General features: G+C 64.6%; 13 protein-coding genes. 5 read left to right on the top strand and 8 right to left on the bottom strand.

Translation table 11 applies throughout. The features are described from left to right. Nucleotides 1-3 precede the first annotated feature (3 nt). Complete coding sequence (locus MO486_RS02455) at nt 4-1,620, bottom strand: alpha-glucosidase family protein (protein ID WP_242904272.1); 1,617 nt, start codon at nt 1,618-1,620, stop codon at nt 4-6. Nucleotides 1,621-1,927: 307 nt separating this feature from the next. Between MO486_RS02455 and MO486_RS02450 the strand changes: the two genes are divergently transcribed. Both MO486_RS02450 and MO486_RS02445 read left to right on the top strand, forming a co-directional pair. After that, the gene (locus MO486_RS02450; protein WP_242904271.1) at nt 1,928-3,439 is read left to right on the top strand and encodes an MFS transporter; all 1,512 of its coding nucleotides are present in this window, start codon (nt 1,928-1,930) and stop codon (nt 3,437-3,439) included. 9 nt (nt 3,440-3,448) lie between these two features. Continuing rightward, a complete protein-coding gene (locus tag MO486_RS02445; protein WP_242904270.1) occupies nt 3,449-5,149 on the top strand; it encodes an alpha-amylase family glycosyl hydrolase in 1,701 nt (566 codons plus the stop codon). An 18-nt stretch (nt 5,150-5,167) separates the two neighbouring features. On the opposite strand, the gene MO486_RS02440 is transcribed toward MO486_RS02445, so the two are convergent. Further along, the gene (locus MO486_RS02440; RefSeq protein ID WP_242904269.1) at nt 5,168-6,223 is read right to left on the bottom strand and encodes a LacI family DNA-binding transcriptional regulator; all 1,056 of its coding nucleotides are present in this window, start codon (nt 6,221-6,223) and stop codon (nt 5,168-5,170) included. A 132-nt stretch (nt 6,224-6,355) separates the two neighbouring features. On the opposite strand from MO486_RS02440, the gene rnr reads away from it, so the two are divergent. The 3 genes from rnr to MO486_RS02425 are packed head-to-tail and all read left to right on the top strand — an operon-like array spanning nt 6,356 to nt 9,835. Further along, the gene (gene rnr, locus MO486_RS02435; RefSeq protein ID WP_242904268.1) at nt 6,356-8,791 is read left to right on the top strand and encodes a ribonuclease R; all 2,436 of its coding nucleotides are present in this window, start codon (nt 6,356-6,358) and stop codon (nt 8,789-8,791) included. A gap of 9 nt (nt 8,792-8,800) precedes the next feature. Then, nucleotides 8,801-9,547 (top strand): 23S rRNA (guanosine(2251)-2'-O)-methyltransferase RlmB, encoded by a 747-nt coding sequence (gene rlmB / locus MO486_RS02430; RefSeq protein WP_242904267.1) that lies wholly within the window; start codon nt 8,801-8,803, stop codon nt 9,545-9,547. 18 nt (nt 9,548-9,565) lie between these two features. Beyond that, complete coding sequence (locus MO486_RS02425) at nt 9,566-9,835, top strand: hypothetical protein (RefSeq protein WP_242904265.1); 270 nt, start codon at nt 9,566-9,568, stop codon at nt 9,833-9,835. Here the strand turns inward: MO486_RS02425 and rnt are convergent, their stop codons facing one another. The 6 genes from rnt to pstB all read right to left on the bottom strand — a co-directional run bounded on the left by rnt (nt 9,836) and on the right by pstB (nt 14,336). Beyond that, nucleotides 9,836-10,480 carry a ribonuclease T gene (gene rnt, locus MO486_RS02420; RefSeq protein ID WP_242904263.1) on the bottom strand — a complete coding sequence of 215 codons (645 nt, stop codon included), beginning with the start codon at nt 10,478-10,480 and terminating at the stop codon, nt 9,836-9,838. A 26-nt stretch (nt 10,481-10,506) separates the two neighbouring features. Then, nucleotides 10,507-11,271: a putative DNA-binding domain-containing protein gene (locus MO486_RS02415; RefSeq protein WP_242904261.1), complete on the bottom strand. Its 765-nt coding sequence runs from the start codon at nt 11,269-11,271 to the stop codon at nt 10,507-10,509. After that, complete coding sequence (locus MO486_RS02410) at nt 11,264-12,118, bottom strand: DUF692 domain-containing protein (RefSeq protein ID WP_242904259.1); 855 nt, start codon at nt 12,116-12,118, stop codon at nt 11,264-11,266. The genes MO486_RS02415 and MO486_RS02410 overlap by 8 nt, the downstream gene beginning before the upstream one ends. 6 nt (nt 12,119-12,124) lie before the next feature. Then, nucleotides 12,125-12,571: an EF-hand domain-containing protein gene (locus MO486_RS02405; protein ID WP_242904257.1), complete on the bottom strand. Its 447-nt coding sequence runs from the start codon at nt 12,569-12,571 to the stop codon at nt 12,125-12,127. 231 nt (nt 12,572-12,802) lie between these two features. Continuing rightward, entirely contained in the window at nt 12,803-13,504 is a 702-nt protein-coding gene (gene phoU / locus MO486_RS02400) for a phosphate signaling complex protein PhoU (RefSeq protein ID WP_242904256.1), read from the bottom strand. A gap of 16 nt (nt 13,505-13,520) precedes the next feature. Continuing rightward, nucleotides 13,521-14,336 (bottom strand): phosphate ABC transporter ATP-binding protein PstB, encoded by an 816-nt coding sequence (gene pstB, locus MO486_RS02395; RefSeq protein ID WP_242904255.1) that lies wholly within the window; start codon nt 14,334-14,336, stop codon nt 13,521-13,523. Nucleotides 14,337-14,350 lie beyond the last annotated feature (14 nt).

Here is a 14,350-nt window from a genome sequence, read left to right as displayed (position 1 = left end):
GACTCAGCCAAGCCTGGCGAAGAGCACGCCCCGTGCCGGCAGGTGTACGCGATCGCCATCGATGCGGGCCGACGCGAGGTCGTGGTCCTCGAGCAGGTGTGCAGTCGTACCGGAGGGCAGCGTCCATTCGACAGGCGTCGCCGACAGGTTGAACGCGACCAGCAACGACTGCCCCTCGCTGCTGCGGACGAAGGCGAGCACGGGTTCCGGCGCATCGATGAAGCGGATGTCGCCGCGTACCAACGCCGGCTTGGTCCTGCGCCAGCGGAGGAACGTGCGCACTGCGTTGAGCACCGAATCGGGATCGGCGTCCTGCACCGACACGCTGCTGCTGCGGTGCGCTTCCGGAATCGGCAACCAGGGCGGATTCGCGGTGAAGCCGGCGTGGGCGTCGCCGCTCCACGGCATCGGTGTCCGGCAGCCATCGCGGCCCTTGAAGTTCGGCCAGAAGGCGATGCCATAGGGATCCTGCAACGACTCGTACGGCACATCCGCTTCGCTGAGGCCAAGCTCCTCGCCCTGGTACAGGCAGACCGAACCGCGCAGCGAGCACACCAGCGCCACCAGTTGCTTGGCCAGGGCGCCTGTCGGCGACGTGCCGCCCCAGCGCGTCACGGCACGGCGCACGTCGTGGTTCGAGATCGCCCAGCAGGGCCAGCCGTGCGGCATCTTCGATTCGAGGTTCTCTACCGTGCCGCGGATATAGGCGGCGCTGCAGTCGTCGGTCAGCAGTTCGAAGCTGTAGCCCATGTGCAGGCGGCCGTCGCCGACGTATTCGGCCATCGTCGCGAGGGAATCCTCGGACGAGATCTCGCCGAGCGTAGTCGCGCCCGGATACCGATCCAGCAGCGCGCGCAACTCTTCGAGGAACCCGAGATTCTCGGGTTGCGTGTTGTTGTGGAGGTGGTACTGGAAGGCGTACGGGTTGTCGGCACTGAACCCGCGACCGGTGCGCAGCTCCGATGGCTTGGGCGGGTTGTCGCGCAGTTGCGCGTCGTGGAAGCAGAAGTTGATCGCATCCAGGCGCAGGCCATCCACGCCGCGATCGAGCCAGAACTTCACGTTGTCCAGCGTGGCGGCGCGCACCGCCGGGTTGTGGAAGTTCAGGTCCGGCTGCGAGGCCAGGAAATTGTGGAGGAAGTACTGGCCGCGACGCGGTTCCCACTGCCAAGCGACGCCGCCGAAGATCGAAAGCCAGTTGTTGGGTGGTGTGCCATCCGGTTTGGCATCCGCCCAGACGTACCAGTCGGACTTGTCGTTGTGCTGCGATTCGCGGCTTTGCCTGAACCATTCGTGCTCGACCGAGGTGTGGCTGAGCACCTGGTCGATCATCACCTTGATCCCAAGACCGTGGGCCTTGGCGAGCAGGCGGTCGAAATCGTCGAGGGTGCCGAACAAGGGGTCGACCTCGCGGTAATCGGCGATGTCGTATCCGAAGTCGGCCATCGGCGACTTGAAGAAGGGCGAAACCCAGATCGCGTCGACGCCGAGGCTGGCGACGTAATCGAGTTTCTCGATGATCCCCTGCAGATCGCCGACGCCATCGCCATCGGTATCCAGGAAGCTGCGCGGATAGATCTGGTAGATCACCGCGCCACGCCACCATTGACTTGTCGTCATTCCTTTCCCCAACAAGCGAATTCCCCAGAGATGAGTCGTGGGCGCAAGAACAGGCACACGCTGAAGGCGCCACTATTCCACGCAGCGCATGGGCTGTGATGACGGTGAGCCGAAGGGAGGCATGAATACGTTTGCAACAATCATTGTGCAAGTGCACCGCTGACTAACATGGGTCCGGCTCGCCTCAGCAGTGTGCATGGCACCTTCACCGCATACGCCGGCGTACCATCCCATGTGCTCTTGACGGGGTTCGACATGCGCGTGTCAGAGCCCCGTACGTGAACGCGCTCATCAAAGGCAGCACCCAATGACACCAGCAGTGCAGGCGTCCGCAAAACCCCAGCTGTCGTTCTGGCAGATCTGGAACATGTGCTTCGGCTTCCTCGGCATCCAGTTCGGCTTCGCATTGCAGAACGCAAACGTCAGCCGGATCTTCCAGACGCTCGGGGCGAGCATGGAAGACATCCCGATCCTGTGGATCGCGGCGCCGTTGACGGGCCTGATCGTGCAGCCGATCGTCGGTTACCTATCCGATCGCACCTGGACGGGGTTGGGGCGACGGCGGCCGTATTTCCTCGCCGGTGCGGTGCTGACCTCGCTGGCATTGTTCTTCATGCCGAACTCGCCGTCGCTGTGGATCGCGGCCGGCCTGCTGTGGATCCTGGATGCCTCGATCAACATCTCGATGGAGCCGTTCCGTGCCTTCGTCGGCGACCAGCTGCCGGTCAAGCAGCGCGCCAGCGGTTACGCGATGCAAAGCTTCTTCATCGGCGTGGGTGCGGTGGTCGCCAGCCTGCTACCGTGGTTGCTGGCCAAGTTCGGCGTGGCCAACACCGCCGCGCCCGGCGAGGTCCCCGACACGGTGCGGTACGCGTTTTATGCCGGCGGCGCGGTGCTGTTGCTGGCGATCGGCTGGACGGTGTTGCGCACGCGCGAATACCCGCCGGAAACACTCAAGGCCTGGGACGAGGCGCCGCCGTTGTCGCGCCGTCCACGTGAACCCGCGCGGGTGCGGCGCAACGCGCTGGCGTGGCTGTTGACCGGTGTTATCGGCATCTCAGTCGTGGCATGGCAGGGTTGGGACAAGCAGCTGTACATCTTTGCCGGCTTGATCACTGCTTACGGCGCCGCCCTGCTGCTCCGCTCGAACCTGCGCGGCGATGGTGCGTTCACCCACATCATGGACGACCTCTACGACATGCCGCCGACCATGCGGCAGCTAGCCGTCGTGCAGTTCTTCTCCTGGTTTGCGTTGTTCGCGATGTGGATCTACACCACCGCCGCGGTGACCGGCGTGCATTACGGCAGCAGCGACACGACTTCCGCGGCGTACAACGAAGGCGCCAACTGGGTTGGCGTGCTGTTCGCCGCCTACAACGGCTTCGCCGCGCTGGCCGCCATGGTGATTCCATGGATGGTGAAACGCTGGGGGCTGCGCATCAGCCATCTGATCAACGCCACGCTGGGTGGCTTGGGCCTGCTGTCCTTCGTGGTGATCCGCGATCCGCAATGGCTGCTGTTGTCGATGGTCGGCGTCGGTTTCGCCTGGGCCTCGATCCTGTCGTTGCCTTACGCGTTGCTGTCGGACAGCGTGCCCGCCGGGAAGATGGGCGTGTACATGGGCATCTTCAATTTTTTCATCGTGATCCCGCAGCTGGTCGCCGCCAGCCTGCTCGGCGTACTGCTCAAGCTGTTCTTCGGCAGCGAGCCGATCTATGCGTTGGTGATCGGCGGCGTCAGCCTGGTAGTCGCGGGCCTGTGCGTGCTGCGCGTGCGCGAGCCGCTGCGCCACGTCGCCGCGGCGACGGCCAACCCATAAGGAATGTGCATGGATCGTCGACTTCTCGCAATTTCCTGCGCATTGCTCGTTGCTGGTTGCACGGATCGCGCGCCGGTCGCGACGCCTGCGCCCGTCGTTGCCGCGCCTGAGTACTACGGCACGCAGGAACCGTTCGCCGAGCACGCGGTGTACTTCGTGCTCACCGATCGTTTCGTCAACGGCGACCCGGCCAACGATCAGCGCGACCAGGGCGGAGTCAACCGCAGTTTCGACCGTCCAGTTCCGGGCGCGCCGAAGGGCAGGAGCGACAACGTCGGCTATCTCGGAGGAGACTTCAAAGGCCTGCTCGACAACGCCGACTACATCCACGACATGGGCTTCGGCGCGGTATGGCTTACACCCATCGTCGACAATCCCGACGAAGCCTTCACCGGCGGCGACCTGGTGAAGTGGGGCGGCATGTTCACCGACCGTGGCAAGACCGGCTTCCACGGCTACTGGGGCGTGAACTTCTACCAGCTCGATGAGCACCTGCCGAGCCCCGACCTGGACTTCGCCGGCCTGACCGCGGGTCTCAAGCAGCACGGCCTGCTGACAGTGCTCGACATTGTCGGCAACCACGGCTCGCCGTCCTACACCATGCCCAAGGACCAGCCGAAGTACGGCGAGATCTACGATCGCGACGGCACGCTCATCGCCGATCACCAGAACCTACCGCCCGAGAAGCTCGATCCGCAACACAACCCGTTGCACGCTTTCTACAACACCAAGCCGGGCCTGGCGCAGCTCTCGGACATCAACGAGAACGATCCGCGCGTGCTGGAGTATTTCGTCGGTGCGTACTCGCAATGGATCGACCAGGGTGCGGCCGCGTTCCGCATCGACACGATTCCGTGGATGCCGCATTCGTACTGGCATGCGTTCGTCGGGAAGATCCGCGAGAAGCATCCAGGCTTCTTCATGTTCGGCGAAGCCTTCGACTACGACGCCAGCAAGATCGCAGAGCACACATGGCCGCAGAACGCTGGCGTGAGCGTGCTCGACTTTCCATTGAAGGAGCGCGTTGCCGAAGTCTTCGGCAGCAAGGGCGGCGGCTTCGAACGCATCGCCGAGCACCTGTACCTGCAAGACGGCCCGTACCAGAATCCGTACGACCTGATGACCTTCTACGACAACCACGACATGGCGCGGCTCGACGCCACGGACGAAGGCTTCATCGACGCCAACAATTTCCTGTTCACGGCGCGTGGCATCCCGGTGATCTACTACGGGTCGGAAATCGGCTTCGAACGCGGTACCGCGGAACACGCCGGTAACCGTAACTACTTCGGCGTCGAACGCATCGCCGCGGCGCGGACGCATCCCATTCGCCAGCAGTTGCGGACGATCGCGCGACTGCGCCAGCAATCGCCCGCGTTGCAGAAAGGCCTGCAACTCAACGTCCGGTTCAAGGGCGACGAGGCGGTGTTCTATCGCGTCTACCAGCACGAAGGCGTGAGCCAGATCGCGCTGGTCCTGCTCAACAAGGGCGATGCGCCGGCACAGATCGCGGTGCGCGACTATCTGCAAGCGGGACAATGGCGGGCCGCGATCGGCGGTGGCGTGCGGGACGTAACGCAGGGCGGCGAGTTGTCGGCGACGGTGCCCGCGCACGGGGTGGAAGTGTTCCTGCTTGACGCGGCAGTGACCGATGCGGGCCTGCGCGCTGCGCTCACGCCTGCGATGGCCGGCGCGCGGCGCACTCGCTGACGGATAGCGTTAACAGCCCTAAGCCGATCGCTTCAACCGGCCCTGGTCGGCACCGCAGGAGCGACGTACCACGAGCGTTGCCGGCAACATGATGTTCTCGACCGGTTCCTCGCGCACGAGCTTCAGCAGCGTTTCGACCAGCAGTTCACCGGCGCGGGTGGTGTTCTGGAAGACCGTCGTCAGCGGCGGACTGGCGAAACGCGCCGTCGGGATGTCGTCGAATCCGACGATCGCGACGTCCTCCGGCACCCGCAGGCCTTGTTCGGTCAGCGCCCGCATCGCGCCAAGCGCAATCAGGTCGCTGGCGGCGAACACCGCGTCGAACGGTTGCCTGCGCCGTAACAGCTGGCGTGCCGCGGCGTAGCCGGCATCTTCCGAGCTTTCGGCGTCGATCTGCAGATCGGGATCCATGGCGGCGCCGACCCCGTGCAGCGCTGCGTCGCAACCGCGGTAACGCTCCAGGAACTCCGGGCAGTGACTCGATGCGCCACCGAGGAACGCGATGCGCCTGTGCCCGAGGCCGATCAGGTGTTCCCCGGCCAACCGGCCGCCCTGGAAATTGTCGCAACCGATCGATACGCCCGGCTGTCCCGGCAGGATCGCACCCCAGCGCACGAACCGCGTGCCCTGTTCGACCAGGGTCTTGAGCTTGTGCTGGTAGACCTCGTAGTCGCCGTAACCGAGCAGGATCAGGCCATCGGCCTTCATGCTGTCCTCGTAATCGGCGTGCCAGTCGTCCGAGAGTTGCTGGAACGACACCAGCAGGTCGTGCCCGTTGCGCGCGCAGGCACGGGTGATGGAACCGAGCATCGACAGGAAGAACGGATTGATATGCGACTCGTCCGGCGTCGGATCCTCGAACAGCAGCAGCGCCAGCGTGCCCGAACGCTGGGTCCGCAGGCTGGAGGCGTGCCGGTCGACCTTGTAGTTGAGTTCGCGCGCCACGGCCTCGACGCGCTTGCGCGTTTCGGCATTGACCAGCGGACTGCCGCACAGCACGCGCGATACCGTGGCCTGCGAAACGCCGGCCCGGTAGGCGATGTCGACCGAAGTCGCTTTGGCCCGTTTGCGCATGGGAGTCATGGAAATGGTGCGATGCAAAGTAGTGTAGTGACTGCCGCCGGAACCCGATGCTGCACTGCGTCACGGCTGTAAAACGCAGGGCACAGCAACGGGCCGTTGACGGGAGCGCGGTACCATGCCGCGATGCCCAAGACCCCCAGCAAGCGCGGCTCAGGCCGCAGCGATAAGCCATCCGGTAAGGCCGGCCCCTCACGAACACAGGGTGCGCCGCACAAATCGGGCCCGAAGAAAGCCGCCAGCAAGCGTCCGGGCTGGATGCCTGAACCACCGCCATCGCGAGCCGCAGCCGGCCCCGCACGCGGCCCGCGTTCAGATCACAACATCCGCGATCCACATGCCGCACGCGAAGCGGCGAAATACGAGCAGCCGATCGCCAGCCGCGAAATGATCCTGCAGATCCTCGCCGCCGACGACGGCCCGATGGATATCGATGCCCTGGCGCGCAAACTGGCGCTCGCCGAACCCGACCGCTTCGATGCGCTGAGCAAACGCCTTGGGGCGATGGTCCGCGACGGCCAGCTGCTGCAGAACCGCAGGGGCGCATTCGCCCCGGCCGAGCGGATGGACCTGATCCCGGGCGTCGTGATTGCCAATCCGGACGGATTCGGTTTCCTGCGTCCGGACGCGGGCGGTGGCGACGACCTGTTCCTGCCGCCGTTCGAGATGCGCAAGGCGATGCACGGCGATCGCGTGCTGGCCAGTGTCACCGGCATGGACCGGCGCGGGCGGCGCGAGGGCGCGATCGTCGAGGTGCTGGAACGCCGGCTCAATCGTTTGATCGGCCGCTATTCGGTCGAGGCGGGCATCGGTTACGTGATTCCCGACGATCGCCGCATCCAGCGCAACCTCCTGATCGCGCCGGACGCCGCCGGCGATGCACGCCACGGGCAATTGGTGGTTGCCGAAATTACCCAGGCAGCGGATACGCAACGGCCGCCGATCGGTCGCGTGCTGGCGGTGCTCGGCGACAAGCTCACTGCGTCCCTCGCGGTGCAGGCGGCGATCCACGGGCACGAGATCCCGCACGAATTCCCGCAAGCGGTGATCGATGAAGCCACGGCGGTGCCGTTGACCGTGGATGCCGCGACCGTCGCGACGCGCGTCGACCTGCGTGCGCTGCCGCTGGTCACGATCGATGGCGAGGACGCGAAGGATTTCGACGACGCGGTCTATTGCGAACCGACCCGCGACGGTTTCCGCCTCGTGGTCGCGATCGCCGATGTTTCGCATTACGTGCGGCCGGGGATGCCGCTGGACGATGAGGCGACCAAGCGCGCGACTTCGGTGTATTTCCCCGGTTTCGTCGTGCCGATGCTGCCGGAGACGTTGTCGAACGGCATTTGTTCGCTGAATCCGAAAGTGGAGCGCCTGTGCTTCGTCTGCGACATGCATGTCGGCCGCGATGGCGAAGTCACCAAATCGAAGTTCTACGAAGCGGTGATGAACTCGCACGCGCGCCTGACCTACACGCAGGTCTGGAACGCAGTCGGCGAGGGCATCCCGGAAGAAGACCGGGCGCAGGCGCTGGCCTTCATCGGCCCGCTATTGCCGCAGGTGCAGCGCCTGCACCAGCTCTACCGGATCCTCGACAAGGCGCGCCAGCATCGCGGTGCGATCGAATTCGAATCGAGCGAGGTGCGCTTCGTGCTGGGCCCGCAGGGCGAAGTCACCCAGGCCGGGATGCTCCAGCGCAACGATGCGCACAAGCTGATCGAGGAATGCATGATCGCGGCCAACGTCGAGGCCGCGAAGTACCTGCTCGCCAAGCGGATTCCCGCGCCTTATCGCGACCACGACAAGCCACCGGAAGCGAAGTACGCCGACCTCGAGGAATTCCTCAAGGAGTTCAAGCTGCGCATGCCGCCGTATGCCAAGGTGCAGCCGAAGGATTTCCGTGCGTTGCTGGAAAAAATCCGCGAACGTCCGGACGCGGCATTGCTGGAGTCGGTGATCCTACGCAGCCAGTCGCTGGCCGTGTACGCGCCGGACAACATCGGTCACTTCGGCCTGGCGCTCGAGGCTTATGCGCATTTCACCTCGCCGATCCGCCGTTATCCCGATCTGCTCGTGCACCGGGCGATCAAGCATGGACTGGTTGGAGGCAAGCCGGATCAGTTCGCCTATTCGCCGCATGCGATGGCGGCGTTGTCGCTGCAATGCTCCGAGCGTTCGCGCCGCGCCGACGAGGCCCAGCGCGAGGTCGACGAACGTTACCGAGCGGCATGGATGGAACAGCACGTCGGTGGCGAGTTCGATGGCACCATCAGCGGCGTCACCAGCTTCGGCCTGTTCGTCGAGCTGGACGAATCCAAGGTCAACGGCCTGGTGCATGTCACCCAGCTTGCCAACGACTACTACCACTTCGATCCGGTGCGGAAGACGCTGGTCGGTGAACGTCGTGGTCGCGAGTACCGCCTGGGCGACCGGGTGCGGATCGTGGTGCTCAAGGCCAGTGTCGAGGACCGTCGCATCGATTTCCGCCTGGTCGAGGCGGGTGCGGAACCGGCATTGCCGCCGCGCGGGCAGCCGGCCAAGCGCAAGAAGCAGCCGTACCGGTAAAATTCGCTCATGAGCAAACAAAGCCAGTGGATCGTCGGCATCAATGCGGTGTCGGCGGCGGTGGAGCACGACGCCGACAACGTGCGTGAAATCCTGCTTGAGGCCGGCGGGAAGAATCCGCGGATCACCGAGATCGAGGGCAATGCACGCCGCGTCGGCATCGAAGTGCGCCGGGTTGCGCAACAGGCGCTCGACGGCGTTGCCGGCGGCCTGCGCCACCAGGGCGCAGTGGCGCGTTACGCCGCGGCCAAGACCTGGGACGAACACGAACTCGAAGGCCTGATCGAAGCTGCAGCGGGCAAGGCTTTGGTATTGGTGCTGGACGGCGTGCAGGACCCGCACAACCTCGGCGCTTGTCTGCGCAGTGCGGCTGCGGCCGGCGTGACCGCCGTGGTGATCCCGAAAGACAAGGCCGTGCAGGTCAACGCCACCGTGCGCAAGACTTCGGCCGGTGCCGCCGACAGCATCCCGGTGATCCGCGCGACCAACCTCGCGCGTTGCCTGCGCGACCTGCAGCAGCTGGGCGTGTGGATCTACGGCCTTGCCGGCGATGCCGAAGCGTCGTTGTACAAGCTCGATCTCAAAGGCAACGTCGCCCTGGTTCTAGGCGGCGAAGCCGATGGCTTGCGTCGACTCACCCGGGAACATTGCGACCAGTTGGTGAAGATCCCGATGCCAGGCGAGTTCGAAAGCTTGAACGTGTCGGTGGCGACCGGCGTGGCGCTGTTTGAGGCCGTCCGGCAACGGCAGGCTTGATCCAGGCAGGGGCAGGCGATGGCACTGAATCTCGAGTGGTACGACTGGATCGGCATGCTCGGCACGCTGATGGTGCTGGGTGCGTTCTTCCTGCTGCAGGCCGGCCGATTGTCAGGCACCGGTATCGTCTATCAATTATTGAATCTGTTTGGTGCCGGCGGCGTGCTGGTGTCGCTGCTCGGCAAGTTCAATGTGTCGGTGTTCCTGCTGGAAGCGACGTGGGTGGCTATCAGCGCCTACGGCATCGCGCGCACCTTCAAGGCACGACAGGCGCGGCCACCGCTCTGATCAAGGGGCGGGCGGCGGCACCCAGGCGTTGGCGATCCTGCAGAACAACTGCGCGGTGCGCTCAGCGTCGTACACCGCCGAATGCGCGTCTGCGCTATTCCAGTCCAGGCCCGCGGCCTGCACCGCACGAGCGAGTACGGTCTGACCGTAGGCGACGCCAGCAAGCGTTACCGTGTCGAACACACTGAAGGGGTGAAACGGATTGCGCTTGTGCGCGACCCGAGCGACTGCGGCATTCAAGAAATTGAGATCGAAGTGGGCGTTGTGCCCGACCAGGATCGCGCGCTGGCACCCGTGCTTGCGCACCGCTGCGCGTACCGCCGTGAATACGTGGTCAAGCGCTTCCTTTTCCGGCTTGGCCAGGCGAAACGGATGATCGATGTCGATGCCGGTGATCTCCAGCGACTTCGGATCGATCTCGGTACCAGGGGCGGGGATGAGGTGTGCGCTCGCCACTTCGCCGACGATGTAATGGCCGGCTTCGTCGAGGTCGATCGGAACCGCGGCGATTTCCAGCAGTGCGTGCCGGTTCCAGTCGAAGCCGCCGGTTTCGACGTCGACGACGACCGGCAAATAACCACGGAAGCGGTCGCACATCTTGCGGAAGGGCGGCGTGGTTGCTTCGGTGGTTTCGGCTTGCGTCATCGCGCAAGCCTAACAGAGCGGCGTAATCAGGCGGCGCGGGTACCGAGGATCACGCCTTCGTCGCGCAGCCGTTGCAACATCGCCGCGCCTTCCAGCGTGAAGTGGGTGAGATCGGTGGCGTGCGCTTCCGCGGCGAGGGCCTGCAATGCTTGGCGACCGCTGGGCGTGGGCTCATGGCGCATCAGCTCCAGCAGGCGATACAGCAGCGGCGAGAGCTCCGAAAAATGCACATCGCCAGTGCGGTCGCGTCGCACCATGAGCAGGGTCGGCGCGTCGGGTGGCGCACTCGGTTGATAACCAGGACCGATCCGCTGCACGGGCCAGCGATAAGCCAGCGCCCAGGCCAACGGCGACAACACCGCGATGCCGTCGATCGGGTCTCCGTTCGGATCATGCGCCGGCAATTCGTCTTCGGCGATCTGCAGTGCGAGTTCGACCCATTCGTAATGTGCGAGTTCGAGCAGCCACGGTGGATCGCCGGCCTGTGCTTCGCGTTCTTCCAGTTCACGTTGCTCTAAAAACCGGATGAATTCGCGGCCGATCTCGGTGAACAGCGGGGTACGACAGCGGAAGTCGGCATAAAACGTGCGTACCAGTGCATGCCAGTCGGCATCGGCGAGCGTCTTGCGGATCACCGGGAAATTGCCGGCCAGCAGACCTTCGATGCTGTTGTAGAACAACTCGCGATACACCTTGAGGCGGCGGTCCTCGATGCCGGGTGGTGGCGCGTGCGTGCCCGGATCGCGTACGTGGCGCGCCAACGCGTACTGCTGTGCGCCGAGCTCACCCATGAGCGCTCGCCGCGTGGGGAATCGCGGTGTGCTGCAACTGTCGGATCGCATCGACTTCGTCCAGCAATACCTGCAGCGGAGGGAAGTTGAAGTCGCGTTCGAGCAAGGTCGGGTGCACGCCGTGCAGGCGATAGGCCTCGCCAAGCAGATCCCAGACGGCATCCTTCACCGCAGCGCCGTGGGTGTCGACCTTGAGGTCGTCGGCTTCATCAAAATGACCGGCGACGTGGTAACTAGCGATGCGTCGCGTCGGCATGCGTGCGATGTAGTCGCGCGCGTCGTAGCCGTGGTTGATGCTGTTGACGTAGACGTTGTTGACGTCGAGCAGCAGGTCGCAGTCGGATTCCGCCAATACTGCGTTGACGAAATCGACTTCGGCCAATGCCTGGTACGGCGCCGCGTAGTAGCTGACGTTCTCCACCGCGATGCGACGGCCAAGTACATCCTGCACCCGGCGAATACGCGCAGCGACGTGGTGCACGGCCTCATCGGTGAACGGGATCGGCAGCAGGTCGTAGAGCTGGCCGTCGTCGCTGCAGTAGCTCAGGTGCTCGCTGTAGAGATCGACGCGATGTTGCTCGAGGAAACGGCGCACGCGGACGAGGAAGGTTTCATCCAGCGGCTCGGGGCCGCCCAGCGACAGGGACAGGCCGTGGCAGGTGATGGGATGGCGGGCGCTGAGTTCTTCCAGCGCCGCGCCGAGTTTGCCGCCGACGCCGATCCAGTTTTCCGGCGCGCACTCAAGGAAATCGAATGCTCCAGCCGGTGCCGCCTGCAGCGCGCCCAAAAGGGCGCGCCGCAAGCCGAGGCCGGCCGTGTCCGGTCTGAGCGGACGCACGGCATTCATGCCGGATCAGCCTTCCTTCTGCTCGCCGCCGCACTTGCCTTCGCCGCACTTGCCTTCGGTCTTGGCCTTGTCGCCGCCGCACTTGCCTTCGTGGGCCTTCATCATGGCGTCCGCTTCGGCCTTGCTGATATTGCCGTCCTTGTTGGTATCGGCCTTGTCGAACTCGGCGTCGTGATGGGCGCGGCACTCGGCGCGCGACACCATGCCGTCCTTGTTGGTGTCCATCATGGTGAACATCTCGCCACCACACTTGCCTTCACCGCACTTGCCTTCGGCTTTGGCTTTGTCGCCGCCGCAGGAGCCTTCAGCTGCAGCTTTGTCGCCTGCGATGCTGGTGCCGGCGAGCATGTAGCCCGATGCCATCGGCTGCATGGCGAACGCGGAACCGGACAGGATCAGGCCGCCGACGAGAGCGGCGCCGATGGCGACGGGTTTCTTGTTGCTGTGTGACATGGGATTGCCTCCGATAGCGCGGGTACTAGCCCGCATGTGGAAAGGGATAGCGAACAGGAATGCTAACGCCTGGGGCGGCGCCCGGCAGAGCCATTCGTCATGTGGCCCACCTGATTCCTGCGTACAGATACGCGGCTGGACGATTCCCGGATGCAGTGGCGGCGAAAACGACCGCGGCCGCAGGCTGTGACCAGCACTGCGGCCGCGATGGGGGATCCGATGGGGAGGGGATCAGACGGCGGTATTGGTCTCGTCGCGCTTTTCACGCGGCGGTAACAAGTCTTCGCCGTGGACCAGGAACCAGATGTTCTCGGCGATATTGGTCGCGTGGTCGCCGATGCGTTCCAGGTTCTTGGCCATGAACAACAGGTGCGTGCACGGGGTGATCGCGCGCGCATCCTCCATCATGTAGGTCAGCAACTCGCGGAACAGGCCGGTATAGAGGGTGTCGAGTTCGGCGTCTCTGGCGCGGATGCGCTGCGCGGCGTCGGCATCCTTGGCGTGGTAGGCGGCAATCACGTCGCGCACTTGCTGCACGGCCAGCCGGCCGAGGGCGCCGAGGCCGCGGGTGTGCGGCAGCGGCGGTGCCAGGTTCAGCGCCATCGAACGCTTGGCGACGTTGGCCGCGTAGTCGCCGATCCGCTCGATGTCGGAAGCGACCTTCAAGGCGGCCAGGATCACACGCAAGTCGCGTGCCATCGGTCCGCGCAGTGCAAGGCGCATGACGTCGTGGCTGACTTCCTGTTCGAGCGCGTCGATCGCGTCGTCGTTGGCGATGATGCGTTCGGCGGCCTTGTCGTCCCGGCGTTCGACTACGTCCAGCGCGGCTTCCAGTTGCGCGGCGGCCATTTCGCCCATGCGCAGGATCTCACCGAGCAGGCGGCCCTGTTCTTCGTCGTAGCTTTTGACGATGTGGTCGTGGGTGTTGTTCATGTCGTCGATCCTTCGCTCAGCCGAACCGGCCGGTAATGTAGTCCTCGGTCTGCTGCTTCGAGGGATTGGAGAAGATCGTCTCGGTCGTGGCGTGTTCGATCATGTCGCCGAGGTACATGAAGGCGGTGAAGTCGGACACGCGCGCGGCCTGTTGCATGTTGTGGGTCACGATCATGATCGTGTAGTTGTGCTTCAGTTCTTCGATCAGCTGTTCGATGCGGCTGGTGGAGATCGGGTCGAGCGCCGAAGTCGGCTCGTCCAGCAGCAATACGTCCGGACGCAGCGCGATCGCACGGGCGATGCACAAGCGCTGCTGCTGGCCACCGGACAGGCCCAGCGCGCTCTGCTTCATCTTGTCCTTGACCTCGTCCCACAACGCGGACTGGCGCAGGGCTTCCTCGACCCGCGCGTCCATGTCGGCCTTGGACAAGCGCTCGTGGTGGCGGATGCCGTAGGCGACGTTTTCGTAGATCGTCATCGGGAACGGCACCGGCTTCTGGAACACCATGCCGACCTTGCTGCGCAGGCGGTTCATCGGGTACTTCGGGTCGAGGATGTTCTCGCCGTCGAGCAGCACTTCACCGCGGGCTTCCTGCTTCGGGTACAGCGCATAGATGCGGTTGAAGATGCGCAGCAGCGTCGATTTTCCGCAGCCAGACGGCCCGATCAGCGCCGTCACGCGCTTCTCCGGGATCACCAGGTTGATGTTCTTAACCGCGTGGAACTTGTCGTAGTAGAAATCGAGGTTGCGCGCGGCCAGTTTCACCGGCGCATCGACCGGCAAAGTCGTGTCGCGCGAAGGTGTGGCGACGGTGAGGCGGGCGTCATTCATGGCCTGCGTTCCAG

Source organism: Lysobacter sp. CFH 32150 (assembly GCF_022758295.1).
Taxonomy (GTDB): domain Bacteria; phylum Pseudomonadota; class Gammaproteobacteria; order Xanthomonadales; family Xanthomonadaceae; genus CFH-32150.
The sequence above is the reverse complement of the archived record's forward strand: the minus strand, read 5'-3'. Positions and strand labels throughout refer to the sequence as shown.

What these genes read in the sequence shown, in the direction of transcription:
- MO486_RS02415 (WP_242904261.1), bottom strand. Translation starts at nt 11,271, where the DNA reads ATGGGTGAGCTCGGCGCACAGCAGTACGCGTTGGCGCGCCACGTACGC.
- MO486_RS02445 (WP_242904270.1), top strand. Translation starts at nt 3,449, where the DNA reads ATGGATCGTCGACTTCTCGCAATTTCCTGCGCATTGCTCGTTGCTGGT.
- phoU (WP_242904256.1), bottom strand. Translation starts at nt 13,504, where the DNA reads ATGAACAACACCCACGACCACATCGTCAAAAGCTACGACGAAGAACAG.
- MO486_RS02405 (WP_242904257.1), bottom strand. Translation starts at nt 12,571, where the DNA reads ATGTCACACAGCAACAAGAAACCCGTCGCCATCGGCGCCGCTCTCGTC.
- MO486_RS02410 (WP_242904259.1), bottom strand. Translation starts at nt 12,118, where the DNA reads ATGAATGCCGTGCGTCCGCTCAGACCGGACACGGCCGGCCTCGGCTTG.
- MO486_RS02455 (WP_242904272.1), bottom strand. Translation starts at nt 1,620, where the DNA reads ATGACGACAAGTCAATGGTGGCGTGGCGCGGTGATCTACCAGATCTAT.
- rlmB (WP_242904267.1), top strand. Translation starts at nt 8,801, where the DNA reads ATGAGCAAACAAAGCCAGTGGATCGTCGGCATCAATGCGGTGTCGGCG.
- rnt (WP_242904263.1), bottom strand. Translation starts at nt 10,480, where the DNA reads ATGACGCAAGCCGAAACCACCGAAGCAACCACGCCGCCCTTCCGCAAG.
- pstB (WP_242904255.1), bottom strand. Translation starts at nt 14,336, where the DNA reads ATGAATGACGCCCGCCTCACCGTCGCCACACCTTCGCGCGACACGACT.
- rnr (WP_242904268.1), top strand. Translation starts at nt 6,356, where the DNA reads ATGCCCAAGACCCCCAGCAAGCGCGGCTCAGGCCGCAGCGATAAGCCA.
- MO486_RS02425 (WP_242904265.1), top strand. Translation starts at nt 9,566, where the DNA reads ATGGCACTGAATCTCGAGTGGTACGACTGGATCGGCATGCTCGGCACG.
- MO486_RS02450 (WP_242904271.1), top strand. Translation starts at nt 1,928, where the DNA reads ATGACACCAGCAGTGCAGGCGTCCGCAAAACCCCAGCTGTCGTTCTGG.
- MO486_RS02440 (WP_242904269.1), bottom strand. Translation starts at nt 6,223, where the DNA reads ATGCGCAAACGGGCCAAAGCGACTTCGGTCGACATCGCCTACCGGGCC.